Raw genomic sequence first — 21,217 nt, forward strand, 5'->3', positions numbered from 1 at the left:
TGAGTTCGCCGGTTCTCGGCTGGCATTGTGGTCGTGCAGGCGCGGTGCGGCCATGGTGGCCCCCCTAAGGCGGAAGAGTGCCGTGCAATTGTCGCTTGCGGCACTCACGCTAAGTGAGGGATGTCACCGTCGCGAGCGGAGAGAACTTCACCCGGGAAATTCACCCGGTCGGCTCTGCCCCGCAGGATTCAGGCGTTCGTGACCGCCAGCGCCACGTTGTGACCGCCGAACCCGAAGGAGTTGTTGATCGCGACGATGTCGCCGTCGGGCAGCGCGGACGGGGTGTCACGCACCAGCGGCACCTGGAGCTCGGGGTCCGGGTTGGCCACGTTGATCGTGGGGGGAGCGAGGCGCTCGTGCACGGCCTTGACCGTGAACAGGGTCTCCAGCGCCCCGGCGCCGCCGAGCAGGTGCCCGGTCATGGACTTCGTCGCGGAGAGCTGGACGTGGTCGGCGTCCGCCCCGAGCAGGGCCCGGATCGACCGGGTCTCGGTCAGGTCACCCACCTTGGTGGAGGTGGCGTGCGCGTTGACGTGCGCGACGTCGGGACCGGCGGCGTCGGCGTCGGCGAGCGCCCGCCGCATCGCGGAGACCTGCCCCTTGCCCTCCGGGTCGGGGGAGGTGATGTGGTACGCGTCGGAGGACAGCCCCACCCCCGCCAGCCGTGCGTAGACGCGGGCGTTGCGGGCGGCGGCGTGCTCGGCGCTCTCGAGGACGACGACGGCGGCGCCCTCACCGATGACGAAACCGTCGCGGTCGACGTCGTACGGCCGGGACGCGCCGGCCGGGTCGTCGTTGCGCAGCGACAGGGTGCGCGACGCGGCGAACGCGGCGATCGGCATGGGGTGGATCGTCGCCTCGGTGCCGCCGCAGACCACCACGTCCGCCCGCCCGGCGCGGATCATGTCGATGCCGTAGCCGATCGCCTCGGCGCCCGAGGCGCACGCGGACACCAGCGAGTGCGCGCCGGCCTGCGCACCGAACTCGAGCGAGACGTACGCGACGGGGGAGTTCGGCATGAGCATGGGGACCGTCATCGGCAGCACCCGACGGGCGCCACGCTCCTGCAGGGTGTCCCAGCCGTCCAGCGTCGTCCAGATGCCACCGATGCCGGAGGAGACGACGGCACCCAGGCGTTCGCCGTCGACCTCCGGGGCGCCGGCGTCCTGCCAGGCCTCCCGGGCGGCGATCATGGCGTACTGCGCGGACGGGTCCATGCGCTTGATCTCGGGGCGGGGCAGGACGTCCTCGGGCTTGACCTTGATGGTCGCGGCGAAGGTGACCGGGATGCCGTACTTCTCGGACCAGTCGTTGTCCATGGTCCGCGCACCGGACTCCCCGGCCAGGGCTGCCGACCAGGTGCTGGGCACGTCCCCGCCGAGCGGGGTGGTGGCACCAAGGCCGGTGACGACGACGTCGCGTGAGGCAGCTGCGGTCATGGGGGAGCTCCTGGTTCGGTGTGGTTCGGTGCGAGGCGCCGCGCGGGCGGCCTGACGGCCTGCCCGCGCGGCGACGCGGTGCGTCGGTCAGGCCTCAGGCCTGGGCACCCTCGATGTACTTCACGGCGTCGCCGACGGTGGCGAGGTTCTTGACCTCGTCGTCCGGGATGCGGACGCCGAACTTGTCCTCGGCGTGGGTGACGATCGTCATCATCGACAGCGAGTCGATGTCGAGGTCGTCTGTGAAGGACTTCTCGGCGACGACGGCGTCGGTCGGCAGACCGGTCTCCTCGGCGACGATCTCTGCGAGGCCCTCGAGGATCTCGGATGCGGTGTGAGCCATGGGGTGCTTCTCTCCTTGAACGGGGTACCGGCCGTCCGGCACCGGGTCGGGGTGTGGCAGTGCGATTCTCGCGCACCACCGGGTTCGGACTCTACGGGGCGTCGCTACGGGAGCACGACCACCTGGGCGGCGTAGACCAGCCCGGCACCGAACCCGATCTGCAGCGCGAGGTCGCCGGGGCGTGCGGCGCCCTCGGCGAGCAGGCGTTCGGTGGCGAGCGGGATCGAGGCCGCCGAGGTGTTCCCGGTGTCGGCGATGTCACGGGCGACGACCACGTTCTCGGGCAGGCCGAGCTGCTTGACCATCTGGTCGATGATCCGCATGTTCGCCTGGTGCGGGACGAAGACCTGGATGTCCTCCGCCTCCACCCCGGCCTCGGCCATCGCCTTCGCCGCGACGGGCGCCATCTGGAAGCTCGCCCACTTGAAGACCGTCTGCCCGTCCTGGCGCAGCGTCGGCATGCCGAGCGCGCCGTCGGCGGCGAGCTCCTGCAGGGAGTGCGTCTGGCGGATCGCCTGCGCCTTGGAGCCGTCCGACCCCCACACCGTCGGGCCGATGCCGGGGGTGTCCGACGGTCCCACGACGGCGGCACCGGCGCCGTCGCCGAGCAGGAAAGAGATCGAGCGGTCGGTGGGGTCGACGACGTCGCTGAGCTTCTCGGCGCCGATCACCAGGACGTGCCGGGCGGCGCCGGACCGCACGAGGGCGTCGGCCTGCCCGATGCCGTAGGCGTACCCGGCGCACGCCGCGGAGATGTCGTAGGCCGCGGCGGGCGTGGCGCCGAGGCGGTCGGCCAGGATCGCGGCGCCCGACGGCGTCTGGTGGAAGTAGGTGATCGTGGACAGGATCACCGCGTCGACGTCCGCGCCGACCAGGCCGGCGGCGTCGAGCGCCTTGCGGGCGGCAGCCTCGGCCAGGTCGAGCACGTCGACGTCGGCCGTAGCGCGGCGCCGCGTGACGATGCCGGTGCGCTGACGGATCCACTCGTCGGAGGAGTCGATCGGTCCGGCGACGTCGTCGTTGGTGACCGTCTCGCTGCCACGCTCGCCCGCGACGGCCAGGAGCCGCGAGTACCGGACAGGCTCCGCCTGGCGCAGCGTCTTGCGCGCGCTCATGCCGCCGCGCCGACGGCGGAGTGGCGGGCGATCAGGTCGCGGGCGGCCTCGACGTCGTCGGGCGACTTCACGGCCACCGACTCGACGCCCTTGAGCGCCCGCTTCGCCAGCCCCGTCAGGACCCCGCCCGGGGCGAGCTCGAGGATCCCGGTCACGCCGCGTCCCGCGAGCGTCTCCTGGCACCGGTCCCAGCGCACGGGCGCGGTGACCTGCGCGGTGAGGCGGGCCAGGACGTCGGTGGACCGCCCGTGACCGTGCGCCCCCTCGCCGAGGGTGGCGTAGGCGGCGCCGTCGGCGTTGCTGAGCAGCGGCAGGCGAGGATCGGTGGCGAGCCACGTCGTCGCGACCTTCTCGAAGGAGGCGCGGGCCGGCTCCATGAAGGGCGTGTGGAACGCCCCGGCGACCGGCAGGGGGATGACCCGCGTCCTGGCCGGCGGGTTCTCGGCGAGAGCGGCCAGGCGCTCCGTGTCGCCGGCGGCGACGACCTGGCCGCCGCCGTTGACGTTGGCCGGGTACAGCCCAGCGGCCTCGATCGCGGCGAGCACCTCGTCCGGGTCGCCGCCGACGACGGCGCTCATGCCGGACGGTGCGGCCGCTGCGGCGTCCGCCATGGCCCGCGCGCGGTGCGAGACGAGCCCGACGGCGCCGGCGTCGTCGAGCACGCCGGCGACGGCCGCTGCGGAGAGCTCGCCGACCGAGTGCCCGGCGGTGACGTCGACGACGTCGGTCGTCGCGCGTCCGTCGAGGATCGTGCGCAGGGCCAGCAGGGAGGCCGAGACGATGAGCGGCTGAGCGACGGCGGTGTCACGGATCGTGTCCGCGTCCGAGGTCGTCCCGTGCAGCGTGAGATCGCTGCCCGCGGCCGCGGAGAAGGAGTCGAGCAGGTCGGTGGTGCCGGGCAGCTCCAGCCAGGGGCTGAGCATCCCGGGGGTCTGAGAGCCCTGTCCAGGGCAGACGACGGCGAGCACGTGACCACGGTGCCACCTGCGCGGCTCCGCGGTGCGTGGCGACCCGCACCAACCTGACCGGAGGCGATTGTGGGAATCCTCAACCGCCGTCGGCCGGATCAGTCCGCCGGGTCGAGCTGGCCGAGCGCGAGGGCGACCTGCAGGACGAAAGACTCCCGCGCGTCGAGCGGGTCCCAGCCGGTGATCTCGGAGACCTTGCGCAGCCGGTAGCGGACGGTGTTCGGGTGGACGTACAGCCGGCGGGCGGCGGCTTCGAGCGAGCGGCCCGTCCCGAGGTAGGCGGACAGCGTGTCCAGCACTGAGCCCGTGGCCTCCTGCAACGGGCGGAAGGCCTGGGCCACCAGCACGCGCCGCGCCGTGCGGTCGCCGGTCAGGACACGCTCGGGCAGCAGGTCGTCCGCCGGCACGGGCCGCGGCGCCTGGGGCCAGGCCGGCGCGGCCGCGAGCCCGGCGAGCGCCGAGCGTGCCGACGCCGGGGTCTCGGTGACGCTGGCCACCACCGGCCCGAACACGACCGGTCCGGGGCCGAAGCGGCCGAGCAGCGAGCTGGCGGCGGCCACGAGGTCGCCCTCGCCGCCGAGCACCAGGACGAGCCGGTCGCCATGGATGCCGACCAGGGTGTCCCCGGCCGCTCGGCGGGCCGCCCGACGCAGGTCGGCGGTGCCGACGTCGTCCAGGCCGGAGGTCGCCTCGCCCACGACCACGAGGGCCTGGCCGCGACCGCTCCAGCCCAGTGCCGACACGCGCGAGCGCAGGGCGTCGTCGGTGTCCCCGCGCACGATCGCGTCGACCACCAGGGCCTCGAGCCGGGCGTCCCAGGCGCCGCGGACCTCGGCCGCCCGGGCGTAGACCTCGGCCGCGGAGAACGCGACCTCCCGTGAGTACCGCAGGACGGCCTCGCGCAGCTCGCGCTCGTAGCCGGGCGAGGCGATCTGGTCGGAGTGCGACTCGACGACGTCGACCATGAGCCGGACGAGCTGCAGCGTGTGCTGCAGGGAGATCGAGCGTGTCAGCTCGGGCGGCGCCGCGGCGAACATCTCGCCGACGCCGTGCGGGGTCTGCTTCGGGTCGGCGAACCAGGTGACGAACGCGTTGATGCCCGTCTGGGCGACGAGCGCCACGTAGGAGCGGTCCTCGGCGGGCAGCTGGCGGTACCAGACGACCTCCTCGTCGAGCCGGCGCATCGCCGCCGCCGTGAGCAGGCCGAGGCCTTCGCGGACGCGCTGGATGTTCTCGTCGCGCGAGACGGTCGAGGTCGGCATGCCACGAGGATAGGGCCAATGTTGTGGGGAGTGCACAAACGACGTCCATCTGATGCGCCGGTCGCGCTCGACCGACCTCGAGAGCCCGCAGCCGATATGGTCGTGCTATGGCTCTGCTGCCCCGACTCCGCCAGCTGATGCGCCGGCAACGATCGACGTCGCGCGTGGGTACCCGGCGCCCGAGCGAGACCCGCCGCTACGGCGACACCGTCCACGAGGACGCGCTGCGCTCGATGCTGCACGACGACCCGAACGACGCGCGGGCGTTCGACGCGCTCGCCGAGCTGGTCCGCCGCCGGGCGGCGGAGCCGTCGACCGAGGACCCGCTCACCGCACCCGAGGAGGAGGCGGACCGTCAGCAGGAGGCCGACCTGGCGGTGTGGTCGTTGGCGGAGGAGCTCGCCGGCCACCCGAAGGCGTGGCGCCCGCTGCTCGAGCTCGGCCGGCTGTCCGTCGTCGAGGATCCCGAGGGGGCGTCGCGCCGCTTCGCCACGGCCGCGGAACGAGAGGGGACCGGCGCCGCCCTGGCCGAGAGCCTGCAGGTGCTGCGCGACGCGGGCATGCCCGTCGAGGCGCTCGGGCTGGGGATCGGTCACTGGCGGGTGCGCGAGCAGACACCGGAGGTGGGGCGACAGCTCGTCCTGGCGGCGCTGGAGGCGGAGCGCGTCCACGAGGCCAAGCAGCACCTGCAGACCCTGGCCGAGCATCCCGACGCCGCCGCGGTGGCGTCGCTGCGCCCTGAGCTGGAGGCGGCCGTCGCCGCGGCCGAGTCCGCGGAGGCGACCCCGGGCTCGCCGCGGTAGCGCGAGCCGCAGCGAGTCGCCGCTCGCCCAGTACGTGAGAACGCCCTTGCCGCCCGAACGGGCGGCAAGGGCGTTCTCACGTCACCGAGGGACGCGTCGTCCCGGGGGACTCAGCTGTCGCCGCCCACCGAGCCCGACGTCCCGGCCGTGACGTCCGTGAGGCGGTACTTCTCGACGGCCTGCGCCACGACCTCACGCGGCACCTCGCCACGACGGGCGAGCTGCTGCAGGGTCTTGACGACCATCGACGGCCCGTCGATGAGGAAGTGCCGGCGAGCGGCGGCGCGGGTGTCCGAGAAGCCGAAGCCGTCGGCGCCGAGCACCGCGTAGTCGCCGGGGACCCACGCCCGGATCTGGTCGGGGACCAGGTGGTCGTAGTCGCTGGAGGCGACGAACGGGCCCGACGCGTCGGCGAGCTTCTGCGTCAGGTACGGCACGCGGGGCTCGGACGCGGGGTCGACCAGCGCGTCCTTCTCGGCGGCGAGCGCGTCACGACGCAGCTCGTTCCAGCTCGTCACGGACCACACGTCGGCCGAGACGCCCCAGTCCTCGCGCAGCAGCTGCTGCGCCTCGAGGGCCCACGGCACACCGACGCCCGACGCGAGCAGCTGAGCCTTGGGCCCCTCGCCCTCCTCGACGGAGATGCGGTGGATGCCGTGCAGGATGCCCTCGACGTCGACGTCCTCCGGCTCGGCCGGCTGGACCATCGGCTCGTTGTACACCGTGAGGTAGTACATGACGTTCTGGTCGCGTCCGTCGGAACCGTCGCCGTACATGCGCTCGATGCCGTCGCGCACGATGTGGCGGATCTCGTAGCCGTACGCCGGGTCGTACTGCACCATCGCGGTGTTCGTCCCCGCCAGCAGCGGCGAGTGCCCGTCGGCGTGCTGCAGACCCTCGCCGGTCAGCGTGGTGCGTCCCGCCGTCGCGCCGATGATGAACCCGCGCGTGAGCTGGTCGCCCGCGGCCCAGAACTGGTCGCCCGTGCGCTGGAAGCCGAACATCGAGTAGAAGATGTAGAACGGCACCATGTGCTCGCCCTGGGTGGCGTACGACGTGCCGACCGCCTGGAAGGCGGCCGCCGACCCGGCCTCGTTGATGCCGGTGTGCATGATCTGACCGGCCTCGGACTCCTTGTAGCTCAGCATGAGCTCGCGGTCCACGGCGAGGTAGTTCTGACCGGCGGTGTTGAAGATCTTGGCGCTCGGGAAGATCGCGTCCAGGCCGAAGGTGCGCGCCTCGTCCGGGATGATCGGCACGATGCGCGGGCCGAGCTCCTTGTCCTTGATGAGGTCCTTGAGCAGGCGCACGAACGCCATGGTCGAGGCGACCTCCTGCGTGCCCGACCCCTTCTTGAGCAGCTCGTAGGTCTTCGGCTCGGGCAGCTTGACCGGCTTCGGCGACGAGCGCCGCTCCGGGACGAAGCCACCGAGCTGACGGCGGCGCTCGAGCATGTACTGCACCGCGTCGTCGTCCATGCCGGGGTGGAAGTACGGCGGCAGGTTGGGCTCGGCGTCGATCTGCTCGTCGCTCAGCGGGATGCGCAGCGTGTCGCGCAGCACCTTGAGGTCGGTGTTCTTGACCTTCTTCATCTGGTGCGTGGCGTTGCGGCCGGCGAACCCGGAGCCGAGGGCGTAGCCCTTGACCGTCTGCGCGAGGATCACCGTCGGCTGGCCCGTGTGGGCCCGCGCCGCGGCGTAGGCGGCGTAGATCTTGCGGTAGTCGTGCCCGCCGCGCTTCATGTTCCATATGTCCTCGTCGGTCATGTTCTCGACGAGGGCCTTGGTGCGCGGGTCGCGACCGAAGAAGTGCTCGCGGATGAACGCGCCGGACTCGGCCCGGTAGGTCTGGAAGTCGCCGTCGGGCGTGGAGTTCATGAGGTTGACCAGGGCGCGGTCCTTGTCCGCGTTGAGCAGGGCGTCCCACTCGCGGCCCCACACCACCTTGATGACGTTCCAGCCGGCACCGCGGAACTGGGCCTCCAGCTCCTGCATGATCTTGCCGTTGCCGCGCACCGGCCCGTCGAGGCGCTGCAGGTTGCAGTTGACGACGAACGTCAGGTTGTCCAGGCCCTGGTGCGCCGCGTGCTGGATGAGCCCGCGCGACTCCGGCTCGTCCATCTCGCCGTCACCGAGGAACGCCCACACGTCCTGCTGGCTGGTGTCCTTGATGCCGCGGTTGTGGAGGTACCGGTTCGTCCACGCCTGGTAGATCGCCGAGGCCGGGCCGAGGCCCATGGAGACCGTCGGGAACTCCCAGAAGTCGGACATGAGGCGCGGGTGGGGGTAGGAGGGGAGCCCGCCACCGGGGTGCGACTTCTCCTGACGGAACCCGTCGAGCTGGTCGGCCGTGAGCCGGCCCTCGAGGAACGCGCGGGCGTACATGCCGGGGGAGGAGTGCCCCTGGAAGTACACCTGGTCACCGCCGCCGGCGTGGTCCTTGCCGCGGAAGAAGTGGTTGAGGCCCACCTCGGTGAGGGTTGCCACCGAGGCGTAGGAGGAGATGTGGCCGCCGACGGCCAGGCCCGGGCGCTGGGCACGGGTCACCATGACCGCGGCGTTCCAGCGGTTCCAGGACCGGTACTTGCGCTCCAGTGCCTCGTCGCCGGGGAAGTAGGGCTCCTCGTGCACACCGATGGTGTTGACGTACGGGGTCGCCACCGACGTGGGGATCTGCACGCTGCGCTCCCGGGCACGGCGGAGCAGGTTGAGCATCACGTAGCGCGCCCGCGGGCCGCCCTTGTCGTCGATCAGCCCGTCCAGGGACTCCACCCACTCCGACGTCTCGGACGGGTCGATGTCCGGCACAGCGCTGAGCAGACCGTCGATCAGCGGTCCGGTCTCGTCGTACGAAGCCACCAGCAACCTCTCTCTTCTGCGGGCTGCCGCCGTGGTCCGGCGACCGCTCGTGTCAGGCGTCCCGTGCAGGGTCGGCCGCGACGCCGAGGTCGCGACGGCGCGGTCCACCCACGGGTGGTCACTACTCATTGTGTCCTGACTTTCCTCGGCCCGGACACCAGGTTGCGGTCAAGAATCCGTGATCTACGTCATGGTGATGCGTCGACAACCGGTCGAGGACGCCGTCGGGGCCGGTGGACCGGCGCGCATGACGGCGCCGCGTGCACTACCTTGACGCTCACAGGCGCACCACGGGGTGCATCTGCCGACGACGGAAGGAACGTAGGTCCACGTGGGACAGCAGGCGGAAAGCCCGGCCGAGCGATTCGGGTTCACCACCGGTCAGGTCGTGCAGGAGTTCGGGTGGGACGACGACGTCGACGAGCCTCTGCGCGAAGCGCTCGAGGGCATGGCCGGCGGCGAGCTCGTGGACGAGGACTACGGGGACGTGATCGACGGGGTCATCGTCTGGTGGCGCAAGGAGGACGGCGACCTGACGGACATGCTCGTCGACGTCCAGACCGCGCTCGACGACGGAGGCCAGGTCTGGCTCCTGACGCGCAAGCCGCGGCGGGAGGGCCACGTGGCCCACGAGGAGATCATGGAGGCCGCCACGACGGCCGGCCTGCACGCGACCAGCACCTTCGCCGCGGGCGAGGACTGGTCTGCCACGCGACTGGCGCCGCGCGGTCGGTAGCGCGCCGATGAGCAGCCGCGTGCCGGGTGCCGGGGACCCGGCACCGGACTTCACGCTGCCGGACACGCACGGCACCCCGACGCAGCTCGCGGACCTGCGCGGCGAGAACGTGCTGGTGGTGTTCTACCCGTTCGCCTTCTCCGGCACCTGCACCGGTGAGCTGCGGGAGCTGCACGACAACATCGAGGACTTCGAGGCCGCCGACGTGCGCGTGCTCGGCGTCTCGACAGACCCCGTGTTCGCGCTGAAGGCCTGGCAGGAGGTCGAGGGTTTCGGCTTCGACCTGCTCAGCGACTTCTGGCCGCACGGCGCCGCCGCGCGCGGCTTCGGGGTCTTCGACGAGGAGTCCGGCAACGCGCTGCGCGGGTCCTTCCTCGTCGACGCCGACGGCATCGTGCGCTGGTCCGTGGTGCGCCCGCGGGGGCAGCGCCGCGAGCTCGAGGCGTACCGGGCGGCGCTGTCAGAGGTGTAGCACCTCGCTCGCCGCCGCGACCGCCGGTCGTCGGCCGCACGGTTCGAGCCTGTGCCGGGGGACCGGTATCCTTTCCTGCGCTGCCAGGGCTGCTGCCCGTGGCTGCCGGGGCCTGTAGCTCAGTTGGTCAGAGCGCCACGTTTACACCGTGGATGTCGGGGGTTCGAGTCCCTCCGGGCCCACCGAGAGCGATCGTCAGCTCATGGCCCTCTCGACGAGCGAGACGATCCTCCTCTCGGCCTCGTCACTCAGACCGGCGACGGCGAATGATGTCGCCCACAGACCGTCGCCGTCGTCGAGGACCGCCTCCGGGGTGAACCCGAACGTGGAGTAGCGCTCCTTGTCGACGTCGCCGCTGCGGAAGAAGCACACGACCTTCCCCTTCCTGGCGTAGGCGGGCTGCCCGTACCAGAGCTTGGGGGACAGCTCGGGCGCTGCCGTGGTGACGAGGGCGTGGATGCGTTCGGCGACGGCTCGGTCGGACGTCTCCATCTCGGCGATCTTCGACAGCACCGCGAGCTCGTCGGCGGCCTTCTTGTTGCCACGCCCTCGTTCTGCCTCGGTCCTCAGCTCTGCGGCGCGCTCCTTCATCGCGGCGCGCTCCTCGTCGGAGAATCCTGGCGTGCGACGGCCCTGCGTGCTGCTGCTCGTGCTCATGGCGACGGTCCTCCTGGTCTCGGTGATCGTGCTGCCCACGCTAGGCGCACCTTGCCCACCGGCACTTCTCGATTCCTGACGCACGCGTGTCACACGGGCGCCGCCGTCGTCGACGAACAGCGTGCAGGGCCCCGCCGTGGGGCCCACGACGAGGAGGATCGATGACTCGACTGGCCATCAAGGAGCACACTCCCGAGGGGTACCGGGCGGTGGCAGCGCTCGACGCGTATGCCCGACGCCACCTGGATCCGGTCCTGCTGGACCTGGTCAACCTGCGTGCCTCGCAGCTCAACGGGTGCGCCTTCTGCGTCGACCGGCACGCCACGGACCTGGCGGCGGCCGACGTGCCAGCCCGCAAGATCTACGCGGTCGCCGCCTGGCGCGAGACGAGCTTCTTCACCGAGCAGGAGAGGGCCGCGCTCGCCCTCGCGGAACAGGTCACGCGCATCGCGGGCGGCGTGGACGACGAGACGTGGCTCGCTGCCGCCGCCGCGTTCTCGGAGCGCGAGATGTCCGACCTGATCCTGGCGATCGGGACGATCAACCTGCTCAACCGCATGGGGGTCTCCACCCGGCTCGGCCCGGCACCGCTGGAGAGCTAGGCGGAGCCGCGCGCGGCGGACGTGCGCAGGGCCGACAGCTTGTCGGTGTTGCACACGTCGAACAGGCGGTAGATGCGTCCGTCGCGCACCTCCAGCGAGAGCACGTGGCGGATGCCCGCCAGCGTGACGAGCGCACCCGGCGTGCCGTTGACGGTGACGAGCCGCACGGCACGCCGGCCCTCGTGCCGGCCGGCCACGCCGATCACGAACCGCGCGACGTGCCGACCGCCCGTGACGACCCGACGGGCAGCCCTGGTCCGGCCGCCGCCGTCGTTGTACGCCTGGACGTCCTCGTGGAGCAGCGCGGTGAGGGCCGCCGTGTCACCGCGGCGGGCCGCGGTCAGGAAGGCGGCGAGCAGGCGGGCCGCCTCGGCCCGGGCGTCGGGAGGTTGGACGCCTTCCGGACGCTCACCCGCCCACGGGCCCACGGTCGCGGCCACGGCAGACGCCCGACCGTCGCGCTCCGCGAGGCGCCGCAGCCCGCGCACGTGGTGCTGCCGGGCCGCCGCCGGCGAGATCCCCAGGATGTCGGCGACCTCCGCGTGCTCGTAGCGCAGGGCACGGAGGACGACGGCGGCTCGTTGCGGCGGTGTCAGCGACTCGGCGAGCAGCAGGAACGCGGTCGACATCGCTTCCGACTGCTCGGCGACGGCGTGCGGTTCGCCGCCTCGGTCCTGGACGACGGGCTCGGGGAGCCACGGACCGACGTAGGTGGCGTCCCGCTGCCGTGCCCGCAGTGCGTCGATGGCGCGCCGGACGGTGGTCCGGGTGAGCCAGCCGGGGCCGTTGTCCACCGACTCGTGGACGCGCCACCACTCCAGGTAGACCTGCTGCACCACGTCCTCCGCGTCCGCCCACGACCCGCACATCCGGTAGGCGAGCAGGGTCAGACGGCGTCGCTCGCCCTCGAGGCCTGGCGTGCCGGCCTCGGTCGTGGTCACGGACGATCTCGGCACGGCAGTCATGATGCCACCGTGGCGCGGTCCGTCGACCGTGGACCCGCCCGGCGCAGTAGCGTCGTCGACGTGAGGTGTCCCGCACTCCGGAGGAGTCCGTCCAGCGTCGAGCCGGCCCGCGCCCCGAGCGCACCGGTGGGCAGGCCAGCTGTCGTCGGGGGGCGCCGATGAACGGGACCTGGCCCCTGCTGCCCAGCGCCCTGGCGCTCGCGGCCATGGCTGTGGTCATCGTGATCGCGGGCGTCCGGCTGACCGGCGTCGCCGACGCGCTCGCGGACCGGACGGGCCTGGGTGACGCCGTCGGGGGCGCGCTGCTCCTGGGGTCGGTCACGTCCCTGCCGGGGAACGTCACGGTCGTGACAGGCGCCCTGCAGGGCGACGCCGCCTTCGCCCTGGCCAACCCGGTGGGCGGTGTCGCCCTGCAGACGGTGTGGCTCGCGATCGCGGACCTGGTGTACCGGCGGGTGAACCTCGAGCACGCGGCGGCCTCGTTGCAGAACGTCCTGCAGTCCCTGCTCCTCATGGCGCTGCTGGCCGTGCCGGTCGTCGCCTACGCCACCCCGACGCTGACGATCGGCTGGATCCATCCCCTGACCCTGGCGATCCCGCTGCTCTACGGGTACGGGCTCGTGCTGCTGCGTCAGATGCACCGCGCCCCGATGTGGCAGCCCATCCGGACGGCGCAGACGGCCGACGACGACGCCGGGGACGACGAGGCCGTCGCCGCGGGGACGTCGACGTCGCGGCTGTGGTGGTCGCTGGCCGGCCTCGGTGTGGTGGTCGGCGTCGCCGGCTGGGTCGTCGGACGCGCAGGTCTGGCCGTGGTCGCCGCGACCGGCCTGGACGGCGGCGTCGTGGGGTTCACGCTGACCACCGCCATCAGTTCGCTGCCGGAGCTCGTGGTGCTGGTCACCGCGGTGCGGATGGGCCAGCTCACCCTCGGGATCGGCAACGTCATCGGCGGCAACGTCTACGACATGCTCATGGTCGCGGTCGCGGACGCGACCTACCTGCCCGGCTCGGTCTACACCGACGCCGGCCCGGCGGCGCTGGTGCTGCTCGGCGGGACCATGCTCATCACGGCCACCCTGGCCACGGGCCTGGTGATGCGTGACAAGCGGGGAATCGGGTTCGAGGGGGTGGCGATCCCGGCGATCTACCTGGGCACGGTCGCGCTGGTGGTGTGGGCCTGAGCGGTCGACGGGGGCGTCAGGGTGTGGCGTCGTCCGCACTCGCCGGCTCGTCGTCGGCCACCGGCTCGCCGTCGTCGGTGGGCTCGGTGCCCGGTTCCGACGTCGGCTCCGGGTCGCTGGTGGGGGTCGGGTCCGGTTCGGACGTCGGCTCCGGGTCGCTGGTGGGTGTGGGGTCCGACGTCGGTGCGGGGTCGTCGGTGGGTGTGGGGTCCGACGTCGGCGGAGGTGTCGGGTCCTGCGACGGTTCCGGTTCCTCCGTGGGTGACGGGGTGGGTGTCGCGTCGTCGCTGGGCGTCGCGGACGGCGTGGGCGTGGGTTCCGCAGTCGGGTCCGGCTGGGTGGTGGGACCGACCGGCGGGGCCGTGGTGGGCGTCTCCGTAGGTGTGCTCGACGGGGACGGTGACGGGGACGGACTGAGTGTGGCCGGCGCGACCGGTGCGCTGCCGTCGGTGTCGCGCAGCGCCCAGAACGCCCCCGCTCCGCCAGCCGCCAGCAGGAGCACGAGCACGACGGCCAGCACCGTGCGGCGGGTGGAGCGCGCGCCGGCGGGTGCGTCGTCGGACGGATCGGACGGGGTCTCTCCTGCGGCGACGGGCGGCGCGGGCGAGTCCTCGGCCGGTGCGTCCGACGGGTCGACCGCACCGAGCTGGCGGGTGCGCTGGAGCTCGGCCTCCGCGTCCGCCGCGGCGGCCACCGCGGCCGCGGCCCCGGCCGCGCCGATGACCGCCGTGCGGTCGGGGTCCTCCGCGGCGATCTGCCCCAGCGTCATGGTTGTGCCAGGGCCTGGCACCTCGGCCCCGGCCCCGGTCGCGGGCGCACCGACGCCCCCGAGCGTCGCGGCGACGGTACGCATCGCCTCGGCGGAGTCGAACCGGTGCGCCGGGTCCTTGGCCATCGCTCGGGCGACGAACCGGTCCACGGCGACCGGCACGGCGGCGCGTCGCGCGGACGGCGCGGGGACCGGCGCGCCCACGTGGGCGCGCAGCACGTCGTCGGGCCGGGCCCGTTCGTACGGGGCGTGCCCGGTGAGGGCGAAGTACGTCAACGACCCGACCGCGTACAGGTCGCTGCGTGCGTCGAGGGGCCGGCCCCGGGCCTGCTCGGGCGACATGCTCGCCACCGAGCCGGCGACGAGGTCGCCGTCGCCGCCGCCGCCGCCGGGGGCGGCGAGGCCCAGGTCGAGCAGGCCGACGGTCGGGTCGCCGCCGTCGTGCCGCTCGACGACGACGTTGCGCGGGCCGACGTCGCGGTGCACCAGCCCGGCGGCATGGACCGCCGCCAGCGCGTCGAGGAGCCCGCTGGTCAGGGCCAGCGCCTCCCGCCACGGCAGGCCGTCGCCGGCCGCCACCTCGGAGAGGGGGACACCGGGAAGCCGGCGGGCCGCCACCCAGGGAACGGTCGCGCCCGCGACCTCGTCCTCGCCGGTGTCGAGGATCTTCGAGACGCCCGGGTGGTCCACGAGGGCGGATGCCGCGATCTCGCGGGCGAGCGCGGCACGGGCGGTCTCGTCGTCGACCAGGTGCGGGTGCAGGACCTTGACGACCAGCGCCGGCTCGCCTCCCGTCCCGGAGCCACCGGTGCCGTCGTCGTCCGTGTCGGCCCCCGTCGCGCGGACGCGGGTGGCCTCGTAGACGGTGTAGGTGCCTCCGGTGCCGAGGATGGCGCCCAGGGCGTACGTACCGCCGAGGACCACGGCCCCGGACTCCGACTCCCCGGCAGGTGACATGTCGTTCACCGCTGGCGGGCCGCGGCGTCGACGAAGGGGACCGGGCGTCGCGGCACGGATGGTCGGGTGGTCTGCGTCATCTGGATCATCGGCCGTCACAGGATAGTCGGTGGGGGACGGGTGCAGCCCGTCGTGGGGCGGTCCCGTCGGCGGACGGGCGGAGGCCCGAGCCGGTCGTCAAGGGAGGGGCCGCGCGTCCGGTGCCTGCTGCGCACGGCTGATGAGGTGCTTCGCGAAGATCGCCGAGCCCGCCCCGCCTCCGCTCACGCCGATCTGGTTGGCCGCCTTGAGCACGAGGGTCCAGGCCACCGTCACGGCGGCCCAGCGGAACATCGCCCGGATCCGCCGGGTGCCGCTGTGGGACCGGACGAGCATCTCGACGGGCTCGTCGCACTCCGAGCAACGGACGGTGACGGGCATCGGCGGCTCGCCGTCCGCCGGTCGCGTCGCCGACCACCGCATCCCTCGTTACTCCCAGCGGTTGACACGGCCCAGCGCCGGGTCGTCGGCGGGTGTGCCGAGAAAGTTGCTGCGGTGCATCAGGGTGAACGTCTCGTCACGGTCGGTGGTGGTCACCGGAGTACAGCTCCTCGTCGACGCGGTCGGTCGCCCGAGACGTTACCGGAGGGACCGCCGCCGGTACGTGAGCGCGCGCAGCGCGTGCTCGGCAGGACCCCGGCGCCCCGCGCGGGCGAGCAGCAACGCGACGACGACGGTCACGAGCCAGGCCGCGACCGCGACGAGCGCCGCCTGCCACTGGTGGAGGACGCCGCCCAGGCCCAGGCCCAGGCCCCAGGCGCAGAGCAGGGGGGCGAAGATCGCCGACTGCAGGAGGTAGCTGGTCAACGAGCGCCGCCCCACCGCCGTCAGGCCGGCCGTGATCCCGCGTGGGGGGCCGTCCACGGGGAGGCGCAGCGCGAGCAGGGCGAAGAGTGCCGCATAGCCCAGTGCGGCGAAGAGGCCGGTGGCGAGGTGCAGGACCGTGGGAGTCCACGCGGGCACGTCCCAGGTGCCCCGGTGGACGAGCAGCGACGGCACCGCTCCGAGCCAGCCGATCGCGACGCCGACGACGGCGGTGCGCACGAGCAGGCGCCGGTGTGCGGCGGGATCCTCCAGGACCCGGGACCGGGCGCCGGCGATGCCGAGCAGGACGGCGATCGGCACGACCAGCCCGACGATGCCCTGGGTCACGGTCAGGGGCAGCCAGAAGGCGAGGCGAGGCAGGATCGACGCGGCGTAGGGCGTCACGCCGGCGAGGTCGGGGTTGGCGTCGCCAGGGATCTCGGCGAGCTCGGCGGGGACCACGGCGCCCAGCGCGAGGGTGCCGAGCGCCCCGACGAGGAGGAGGCCGGTGAGCACGCCGGCCCAGACGAGCAGCGTCCGGGTCGCCCGGCCCAGGAAGAGCCAGACCACGAGGAGCCCGACCAGGCCGTAGGCGCCGAGCACGTCGCCGAACCAGAGCAGTGCGGCATGCACCGCGCCGAAGGCGATCAGCCACAGGTGACGGCGCTGCAGCGCACGGCGCACGGCACGCTCGTCGAGTCCTGCGGCGCGCTGCCGGGAGAAGGACTGCCAGATCCCGTAGCCGAAGAGAAACGCGAAGAGCGGGTAGCTGCGCCCGTCGACGGCGACGATGGCCACGGACTGCCACACGGCGTCGAGGACGCCGGTCGGCTCGCGGTGCGCGCTGGTCGCCGACGTCGGTTGGCCGTACAGGAACCACGGGACGTTCGCGAGCGCGATGAGCAGCAGCATGAGGCCCCGGGCGAGGTCCGGGGCGAGGGCGCGGACGCCGGGGGACGGGTCAGCGACGGGCGTGGGGAACGTCATCGTGCTCCTTCGGCGTCGGGACGGTGGGCCAGCGCGCTGGGGGAGAGGCGTCCGACGATGGCGGGGGCCTGCTGGATCAGGTCGTCGTCACCCAGAGCCTCGACCATGAACAGCGCGAAGTCGACACGTCGCGTGAGGTTGCTCGCGAGCACAGGGTCGCCGACGTGCGGGCTCCAGACCGGCAGCCCCTGGCTCGGGCCCTCCTCGAGGTCGCTCCCGCGCACCACCGTCCACCGGCGGTCGCTGGCGAAGATGCGACGGCACGCCTCGACCTGGTCGTCGATCTCGACGGCGCGCACCGCCCGGGCGAGCCAGGTGACCAGGCGCACGGTGGCGAGGAACCGGCGTGAGTACCGGTCCTGGTCGTCCCGCGCGACGTGCCAGCCGCAGGAGAACACGAGACGCGCGCCGGGATCGGCGTGGTCGAGCACGGCCTGTGCCGTGCCCGAGGAGTACTGCTGCACGCCCCAGGGTGCGAGCACGGTGAGCACGCCGTCGCAGCCGGCGACGGCACGGCGGATCACCTCGGGGTCGTTCGTGGGGCCCGGGACGATCGTCATCCGGTCGGCGTACCGGTCGAGCTTCGGCACGCTGCGCTCGCGGCAGACGCCGACCACCTCGTGACCGCGGTCGAGAGCGTGCTGGACCATGTGCTGCCCGAGCTTGCCCGAAGCCCCGACGATACAGACCTTCGTCGTCCTGCTGCTCATTGCCGCTCCATTGTCCGAACTCCTCGACTTACAGTGTAAGTATCGTAGGCTTACACTGTAAGCAGCGTCAAGGGGGTCGAGGGTGGCAGCAAGGAAGAGGGTCGACGGCGAGGCGCGACGGGGGCCGCTCGACCGGGACCGAGTGGTGGCGGCGGCGGTGGCGCTGGCCGACCAGAAGGGCGTCGCCGGCGTGACGATGCGCGCCGTCGCCGGCCGGCTCGGCGTCGAGGCGATGTCGCTGTACAACCACGTCCGCCGTCGCGACGACCTGCTCGACGGGATGGTCGACGCCGTCTTCGCCGAGATCGACCTGCCCGCCGCGGGGGTCGAGTGGCGCGAGGCGATGCGCCGTCGTGCCGACGCGGCCCGGCAGGTGCTGCGACTCCACCCGTGGGCGGTCGGCCTCCTGGACTCCCGCAGCGCTCCCGGCCCGGCGACGCTGCGTCACCACGACGCCGTCCTCGGCGTGCTGCGTACGGGAGGCTTCTCGGTCGCCGGCGCCGCGCGGGCGTTCTCGGTCATCGACAGCTACGTCTACGGGTTCGTGCTGCAGGAGGTCAGCCTGCCGTTCCGCAGCAGCGAGGAGCTCGGCGAGGTGGCCGGCGGGATCCTCGAGGGCCTCGACGCCGAGCGCTACCCGTACCTGGTGGAGGTCACCACCCAGCACGCCCTACAGCCCGGCTACGACTACGCCGACGAGTTCGACGGCGGCCTCGCGCTGATCCTCGACGCCCTGCGGCCGGACGAGCGGCGGCTTCCGGGTGGTGCGTCCGGCGCCCCCTGAGGCTGCTGCCGTCCGCCCGGTCGCCCTCGCCGCACCTGCTGAGCGGGTCGACCCGGCGCGCGTTGTCGGAGTCGGCGGGCAGGATGGGCCCGTGCACGTCGTCTTCGCCCGGGAGCCCGCGGGCACAGCCCGCCTCGTCCGCGCCGCCGCCCCGGGCGACGCAGGCGCGCCGGACCACGTGGTCGCCTCGGAGGAGCTTCCCGCCGTCGTGCGGGACGCCGAGGAGTCCGCGCCCACACCTCCTCGATGGACGTGGCAGGACACGAACCGGTGGTACCCGGCGCTGCTCACGGCGGGCGTGCGGGTCGAGCGCGGCCACGACCTGCGCCTCGCGCACCGCATCCTGCGCACGACGAGCCTCGCCACCGGGGCCGCGCTGGCCGAGGCGCCGCCCGGTCCGTGGGACGCGATGGACCCGACGCCGCCGAGCGAGGAGGTCCTCACCGGCGCGCCCCACCGGCCGCAGGAGGAGTCGCTGTTCGAGCTGGGCCCTGCGGCCCGCTCGGACGACGCCTCCGCGGGTGGGCAGCAGGTCGGGGCCGTCGGGCTCCTCGCCGAGCTGGCTGCCCAGGAGGCAGCGGTCGCCGGGTCGTCCGCGCCGGGGCGCCTGCGACTGCTGCTCGCGGCGGAGTCGGCCGGGGCGCTGGCCGCGGCGGAGATGCACCACGTCGGCCTGCCGTGGCGCACCGACGTTCACGACGAGATCCTCACCGAGTTGCTCGGACCGCGCCCGGCACCGGGCCGGCGGCCCGAGCGGCTCGAGGCGCTCGCGGTGCGCATCCGCGCCGCCCTCGACGCCCCGGACGCCCTCAACCCCGACTCCCACCCGGACCTGCTGCGCGCGATGGAGTACGCCGGCGTCGGCGCCCGCAGCCTGCGCAAGTGGGACCTCGAGAAGATCGACCACCCGGTGGTGGCGCCCCTGCTCGAGTACAAGAGCCTGTACCGGCTCTACACGGCCAACGGCTGGTCCTGGCTGGACCACTGGGTGCGGGACGGCCGCTTCCGCACCGACTACGTCGTCGGCGGCGTGGTGACCGGGCGCTGGTCGTCCAGCGGTGGGGGAGCGCTCCAGCTGCCCCGCGGGGTGCGGCGCGCCGTCCAGGCCGACCCCGGGTGGGTGCTCGTCGTCGCGGACGCCGCCCAGCTCGAACCGCGGGTGCTCGCCGGGCTCGCCGCTGACGAGACGATGGCCGCCGCGGGCGCGGGTGGCGACATGTACGCCGGGATCGTGGCCACCGGGGCGGTGCCGACGCGCGAGCTCGCCAAGGTCGGGATGCTCGGGGCGATGTACGGGGGGACCACGGGCGCGAGCGGGCAGGTGCTGCCCCGCCTGTCGCGGGCGTTCCCGCGCGCCATGGGGCTCGTCGAGGACGCGGCGCGCACGGGCGAGCGGGGCCGGTCCGTGACCACCTGGCTGGGACGCACCTCGCCACCTCCCGGGCAGGCGTGGGACGCGGCGCAGTCCGGTGCGCTCGGCGACGGGGCTCCGCCCGACGCCGCGAGCCTCGCGCGGTCGTCGGCCCGTGCCTGGGGCCGCTTCACCCGCAACTTCGTGGTCCAGGGCACGGCCGCCGAGTGGGCGTTGTGCTGGATCGCGGCGATCCGGCGGCGGCTCTGGAGACTGCCGGCCGTCGCGCAGCCCAACCAGGGGCCCGCGCCGTTCGCCGACCGGGCGCACCTGGTGTTCTTCGTCCACGACGAGGTGGTCGTGCACGCGCCGGCGGCACTCGCCGACGACGTGGCCCGGGAGGTGCGCGAGGCGGCCGAGGAGGCCGGGCGGTTGCTCTTCGGGGACTTCGCCGTGTCGTTCCCGCTCACCGTCGCCACCGTCGAGGCGTACGCCGACGCCAAGTGATGTCGACGACATCGTGACGTCGGTATCGTCGGGCGCATGAGCGCACCCACCCTGGCCGACGTCGTCACCGTCCTGGAGGACCTCTACCCGCCGTCGACGGCGGAGGGCTGGGACGCCGTCGGGCTGGTGGCGGGCGACCCGCAGCGAACGGTGCGCAAGGTGCTCTTCGCCGTCGACCCGGTGGAGGCGGTCGTGGACGAGGCGATCGAGTGGGGCGCCGACCTGCTGGTCACCCACCACCCACTGTTCCTCAAGCCGGTGACCTCCGTGGCGGCCACCACCTTCAAGGGCTCCGTGGTGCACCGCCTGCTCGGCGCCGGCTGCGCCCTGCACGTGGCCCACACCAACGCGGACTCCGCGCCGCGCGGGGTCGCCGACGCCCTGGCCGACCTCGTCGGCATCACCGACCGGCGGCCGCTGGTCGCACGCCTCGACGACACCGAGCGGGGGATCGGCCGGGTCGGGACGCTCGAGCGTCCGACGACGCTGGGCGAGCTGGCCCGGCGCGTCGCCGGCGTGCTGCCCGCCACCGCGCAGGGCGTCCGGGTCGCGGGGGACCTCGACGTGCCGGTGGCCACCGCCGCCGTCGTCGGCGGGTCCGGCGACTCGCTGTTCGACGCGGTCCGGGCCGCCGCCGTCGACGTCTACGTCACCGCCGACCTGCGGCACCACCCGGCCTCCGAGCTGCGCGAGCGAGCGGCCTTCGAGGCGGGCACCGAGGTGCGGCCGGACAGCGGGCGCCCGTTCCTGCTCGACGTGGCGCACTTCGCCTCGGAGTGGCCCTGGCTGGCCTACGCCGCCGAGGATCTCGCCGGCCGACTCGGAGACGGTACGGTGACCACCAGAGTCAGCACCCTGGTGACGGACCCCTGGAGCACCCGGGTCGCGAGCACGGGCCGCTGACC

Annotated in this window: 20 protein-coding genes and 1 tRNA gene; 9 read left to right on the forward strand and 12 right to left on the reverse strand. The window is 73.4% G+C overall.

Features of this window, described 5'->3' with window-relative positions:
• Positions 1-188: 188 nt before the first annotated feature.
• The 5 genes from AC3RJ8_RS06880 to AC3RJ8_RS06900 all read right to left on the reverse strand — a co-directional run bounded on the left by AC3RJ8_RS06880 (position 189) and on the right by AC3RJ8_RS06900 (position 5,127).
• Entirely contained in the window at positions 189-1,439 is a 1,251-nt protein-coding gene (locus AC3RJ8_RS06880) for a beta-ketoacyl-[acyl-carrier-protein] synthase family protein (protein WP_489715165.1), read from the reverse strand.
• Between the two features lie 94 nt (positions 1,440-1,533).
• Positions 1,534-1,782: an acyl carrier protein gene (locus tag AC3RJ8_RS06885; protein ID WP_106269616.1), complete on the reverse strand. Its 249-nt coding sequence runs from the start codon at positions 1,780-1,782 to the stop codon at positions 1,534-1,536.
• Positions 1,783-1,886: 104 nt separating this feature from the next.
• Positions 1,887-2,897, reverse strand: coding sequence for a beta-ketoacyl-ACP synthase III (locus tag AC3RJ8_RS06890; protein ID WP_489715166.1), 1,011 nt, complete (start codon positions 2,895-2,897; stop codon positions 1,887-1,889).
• A complete protein-coding gene (locus AC3RJ8_RS06895) occupies positions 2,894-3,865 on the reverse strand; it encodes an ACP S-malonyltransferase (protein WP_489715167.1) in 972 nt (323 codons plus the stop codon). The genes AC3RJ8_RS06890 and AC3RJ8_RS06895 overlap by 4 nt, the downstream gene beginning before the upstream one ends.
• Before the next feature lie 98 nt (positions 3,866-3,963).
• A complete protein-coding gene (locus AC3RJ8_RS06900; RefSeq protein ID WP_489715168.1) occupies positions 3,964-5,127 on the reverse strand; it encodes a PucR family transcriptional regulator in 1,164 nt (387 codons plus the stop codon).
• Positions 5,128-5,234: 107 nt separating this feature from the next.
• Here AC3RJ8_RS06900 and AC3RJ8_RS06905 point away from each other — a divergent pair, with 107 nt between their 5' ends.
• Positions 5,235-5,930, forward strand: a complete 696-nt coding sequence (locus AC3RJ8_RS06905) for a hypothetical protein (protein WP_489715169.1) — start codon at positions 5,235-5,237, stop codon at positions 5,928-5,930.
• 110 nt (positions 5,931-6,040) lie between these two features.
• Here the strand turns inward: AC3RJ8_RS06905 and aceE are convergent, their stop codons facing one another.
• Entirely contained in the window at positions 6,041-8,788 is a 2,748-nt protein-coding gene (gene aceE / locus AC3RJ8_RS06910) for a pyruvate dehydrogenase (acetyl-transferring), homodimeric type (RefSeq protein ID WP_489715170.1), read from the reverse strand.
• Positions 8,789-9,119: 331 nt separating this feature from the next.
• Between aceE and AC3RJ8_RS06915 the strand changes: the two genes are divergently transcribed.
• The 3 genes from AC3RJ8_RS06915 (at position 9,120) to AC3RJ8_RS06925 (ending at position 10,178) form a co-directional block, all read left to right on the forward strand.
• Positions 9,120-9,524 (forward strand): DUF3052 domain-containing protein, encoded by a 405-nt coding sequence (locus AC3RJ8_RS06915; RefSeq protein WP_407317429.1) that lies wholly within the window; start codon positions 9,120-9,122, stop codon positions 9,522-9,524.
• A gap of 7 nt (positions 9,525-9,531) precedes the next feature.
• Complete coding sequence (locus AC3RJ8_RS06920) at positions 9,532-9,996, forward strand: peroxiredoxin (protein WP_489715171.1); 465 nt, start codon at positions 9,532-9,534, stop codon at positions 9,994-9,996.
• A 108-nt stretch (positions 9,997-10,104) separates the two neighbouring features.
• Positions 10,105-10,178: transfer RNA gene (locus AC3RJ8_RS06925), tRNA-Val, on the forward strand.
• Positions 10,179-10,191: 13 nt separating this feature from the next.
• On the opposite strand, the gene AC3RJ8_RS06930 is transcribed toward AC3RJ8_RS06925, so the two are convergent.
• Positions 10,192-10,692 carry a DUF1801 domain-containing protein gene (locus AC3RJ8_RS06930; protein ID WP_489715172.1) on the reverse strand — a complete coding sequence of 167 codons (501 nt, stop codon included), beginning with the start codon at positions 10,690-10,692 and terminating at the stop codon, positions 10,192-10,194.
• A gap of 122 nt (positions 10,693-10,814) precedes the next feature.
• Between AC3RJ8_RS06930 and AC3RJ8_RS06935 the strand changes: the two genes are divergently transcribed.
• On the forward strand, positions 10,815-11,255 hold the full coding sequence (locus AC3RJ8_RS06935; RefSeq protein ID WP_489715173.1) for a carboxymuconolactone decarboxylase family protein: 441 nt from the start codon (positions 10,815-10,817) through the stop codon (positions 11,253-11,255).
• On the opposite strand, the gene AC3RJ8_RS06940 is transcribed toward AC3RJ8_RS06935, so the two are convergent.
• Entirely contained in the window at positions 11,252-12,220 is a 969-nt protein-coding gene (locus AC3RJ8_RS06940; RefSeq protein ID WP_489715174.1) for a sigma-70 family RNA polymerase sigma factor, read from the reverse strand. The genes AC3RJ8_RS06935 and AC3RJ8_RS06940 overlap by 4 nt on opposite strands.
• A gap of 158 nt (positions 12,221-12,378) precedes the next feature.
• Between AC3RJ8_RS06940 and AC3RJ8_RS06945 the strand changes: the two genes are divergently transcribed.
• Entirely contained in the window at positions 12,379-13,404 is a 1,026-nt protein-coding gene (locus AC3RJ8_RS06945; protein ID WP_489715175.1) for a sodium:calcium antiporter, read from the forward strand.
• A gap of 16 nt (positions 13,405-13,420) precedes the next feature.
• Here the strand turns inward: AC3RJ8_RS06945 and AC3RJ8_RS06950 are convergent, their stop codons facing one another.
• The 4 genes from AC3RJ8_RS06950 to AC3RJ8_RS06965 all read right to left on the reverse strand — a co-directional run bounded on the left by AC3RJ8_RS06950 (position 13,421) and on the right by AC3RJ8_RS06965 (position 17,670).
• A complete protein-coding gene (locus AC3RJ8_RS06950; protein WP_489715176.1) occupies positions 13,421-15,130 on the reverse strand; it encodes a serine/threonine-protein kinase in 1,710 nt (569 codons plus the stop codon).
• Positions 15,131-15,307: 177 nt separating this feature from the next.
• Positions 15,308-15,550, reverse strand: coding sequence for a hypothetical protein (locus tag AC3RJ8_RS06955; RefSeq protein ID WP_489715177.1), 243 nt, complete (start codon positions 15,548-15,550; stop codon positions 15,308-15,310).
• A gap of 198 nt (positions 15,551-15,748) precedes the next feature.
• On the reverse strand, positions 15,749-16,960 hold the full coding sequence (locus AC3RJ8_RS06960; RefSeq protein WP_489715178.1) for a DUF418 domain-containing protein: 1,212 nt from the start codon (positions 16,958-16,960) through the stop codon (positions 15,749-15,751).
• The gene (locus AC3RJ8_RS06965; protein WP_489715179.1) at positions 16,957-17,670 is read right to left on the reverse strand and encodes an NAD(P)-dependent oxidoreductase; all 714 of its coding nucleotides are present in this window, start codon (positions 17,668-17,670) and stop codon (positions 16,957-16,959) included. The genes AC3RJ8_RS06960 and AC3RJ8_RS06965 overlap by 4 nt, the downstream gene beginning before the upstream one ends.
• Positions 17,671-17,752: 82 nt before the next feature.
• On the opposite strand from AC3RJ8_RS06965, the gene AC3RJ8_RS06970 reads away from it, so the two are divergent.
• The 3 genes from AC3RJ8_RS06970 to AC3RJ8_RS06980 all read left to right on the forward strand — a co-directional run bounded on the left by AC3RJ8_RS06970 (position 17,753) and on the right by AC3RJ8_RS06980 (position 21,215).
• A complete protein-coding gene (locus AC3RJ8_RS06970; RefSeq protein ID WP_489715180.1) occupies positions 17,753-18,454 on the forward strand; it encodes a TetR/AcrR family transcriptional regulator C-terminal domain-containing protein in 702 nt (233 codons plus the stop codon).
• Positions 18,455-18,545: 91 nt separating this feature from the next.
• Positions 18,546-20,312: a bifunctional 3'-5' exonuclease/DNA polymerase gene (locus AC3RJ8_RS06975; RefSeq protein ID WP_489715181.1), complete on the forward strand. Its 1,767-nt coding sequence runs from the start codon at positions 18,546-18,548 to the stop codon at positions 20,310-20,312.
• 36 nt (positions 20,313-20,348) lie between these two features.
• Positions 20,349-21,215, forward strand: coding sequence for a Nif3-like dinuclear metal center hexameric protein (locus AC3RJ8_RS06980; RefSeq protein ID WP_489715182.1), 867 nt, complete (start codon positions 20,349-20,351; stop codon positions 21,213-21,215).
• Positions 21,216-21,217 lie beyond the last annotated feature (2 nt).

This window comes from Isoptericola sp. MSGPD8_1_ISO-PGPR-S23-394 (assembly GCF_058072785.1).

Excerpts from the sequence above, each read along its gene's own strand:
- AC3RJ8_RS06890 (WP_489715166.1), bottom strand. The coding sequence starts at position 2,897 with ATGAGCGCGCGCAAGACGCTGCGCCAGGCGGAGCCTGTCCGGTACTCG.
- AC3RJ8_RS06960 (WP_489715178.1), bottom strand. The coding sequence starts at position 16,960 with ATGACGTTCCCCACGCCCGTCGCTGACCCGTCCCCCGGCGTCCGCGCC.
- AC3RJ8_RS06940 (WP_489715174.1), bottom strand. The coding sequence starts at position 12,220 with ATGACTGCCGTGCCGAGATCGTCCGTGACCACGACCGAGGCCGGCACG.
- AC3RJ8_RS06965 (WP_489715179.1), bottom strand. The coding sequence starts at position 17,670 with ATGAGCAGCAGGACGACGAAGGTCTGTATCGTCGGGGCTTCGGGCAAG.
- AC3RJ8_RS06880 (WP_489715165.1), bottom strand. The coding sequence starts at position 1,439 with ATGACCGCAGCTGCCTCACGCGACGTCGTCGTCACCGGCCTTGGTGCC.
- AC3RJ8_RS06955 (WP_489715177.1), bottom strand. The coding sequence starts at position 15,550 with ATGCCCGTCACCGTCCGTTGCTCGGAGTGCGACGAGCCCGTCGAGATG.
- AC3RJ8_RS06885 (WP_106269616.1), bottom strand. The coding sequence starts at position 1,782 with ATGGCTCACACCGCATCCGAGATCCTCGAGGGCCTCGCAGAGATCGTC.
- AC3RJ8_RS06945 (WP_489715175.1), top strand. The coding sequence starts at position 12,379 with ATGAACGGGACCTGGCCCCTGCTGCCCAGCGCCCTGGCGCTCGCGGCC.
- AC3RJ8_RS06905 (WP_489715169.1), top strand. The coding sequence starts at position 5,235 with ATGGCTCTGCTGCCCCGACTCCGCCAGCTGATGCGCCGGCAACGATCG.
- AC3RJ8_RS06950 (WP_489715176.1), bottom strand. The coding sequence starts at position 15,130 with ATGTCACCTGCCGGGGAGTCGGAGTCCGGGGCCGTGGTCCTCGGCGGT.
- AC3RJ8_RS06980 (WP_489715182.1), top strand. The coding sequence starts at position 20,349 with ATGAGCGCACCCACCCTGGCCGACGTCGTCACCGTCCTGGAGGACCTC.
- AC3RJ8_RS06920 (WP_489715171.1), top strand. The coding sequence starts at position 9,532 with ATGAGCAGCCGCGTGCCGGGTGCCGGGGACCCGGCACCGGACTTCACG.
- AC3RJ8_RS06900 (WP_489715168.1), bottom strand. The coding sequence starts at position 5,127 with ATGCCGACCTCGACCGTCTCGCGCGACGAGAACATCCAGCGCGTCCGC.
- AC3RJ8_RS06935 (WP_489715173.1), top strand. The coding sequence starts at position 10,815 with ATGACTCGACTGGCCATCAAGGAGCACACTCCCGAGGGGTACCGGGCG.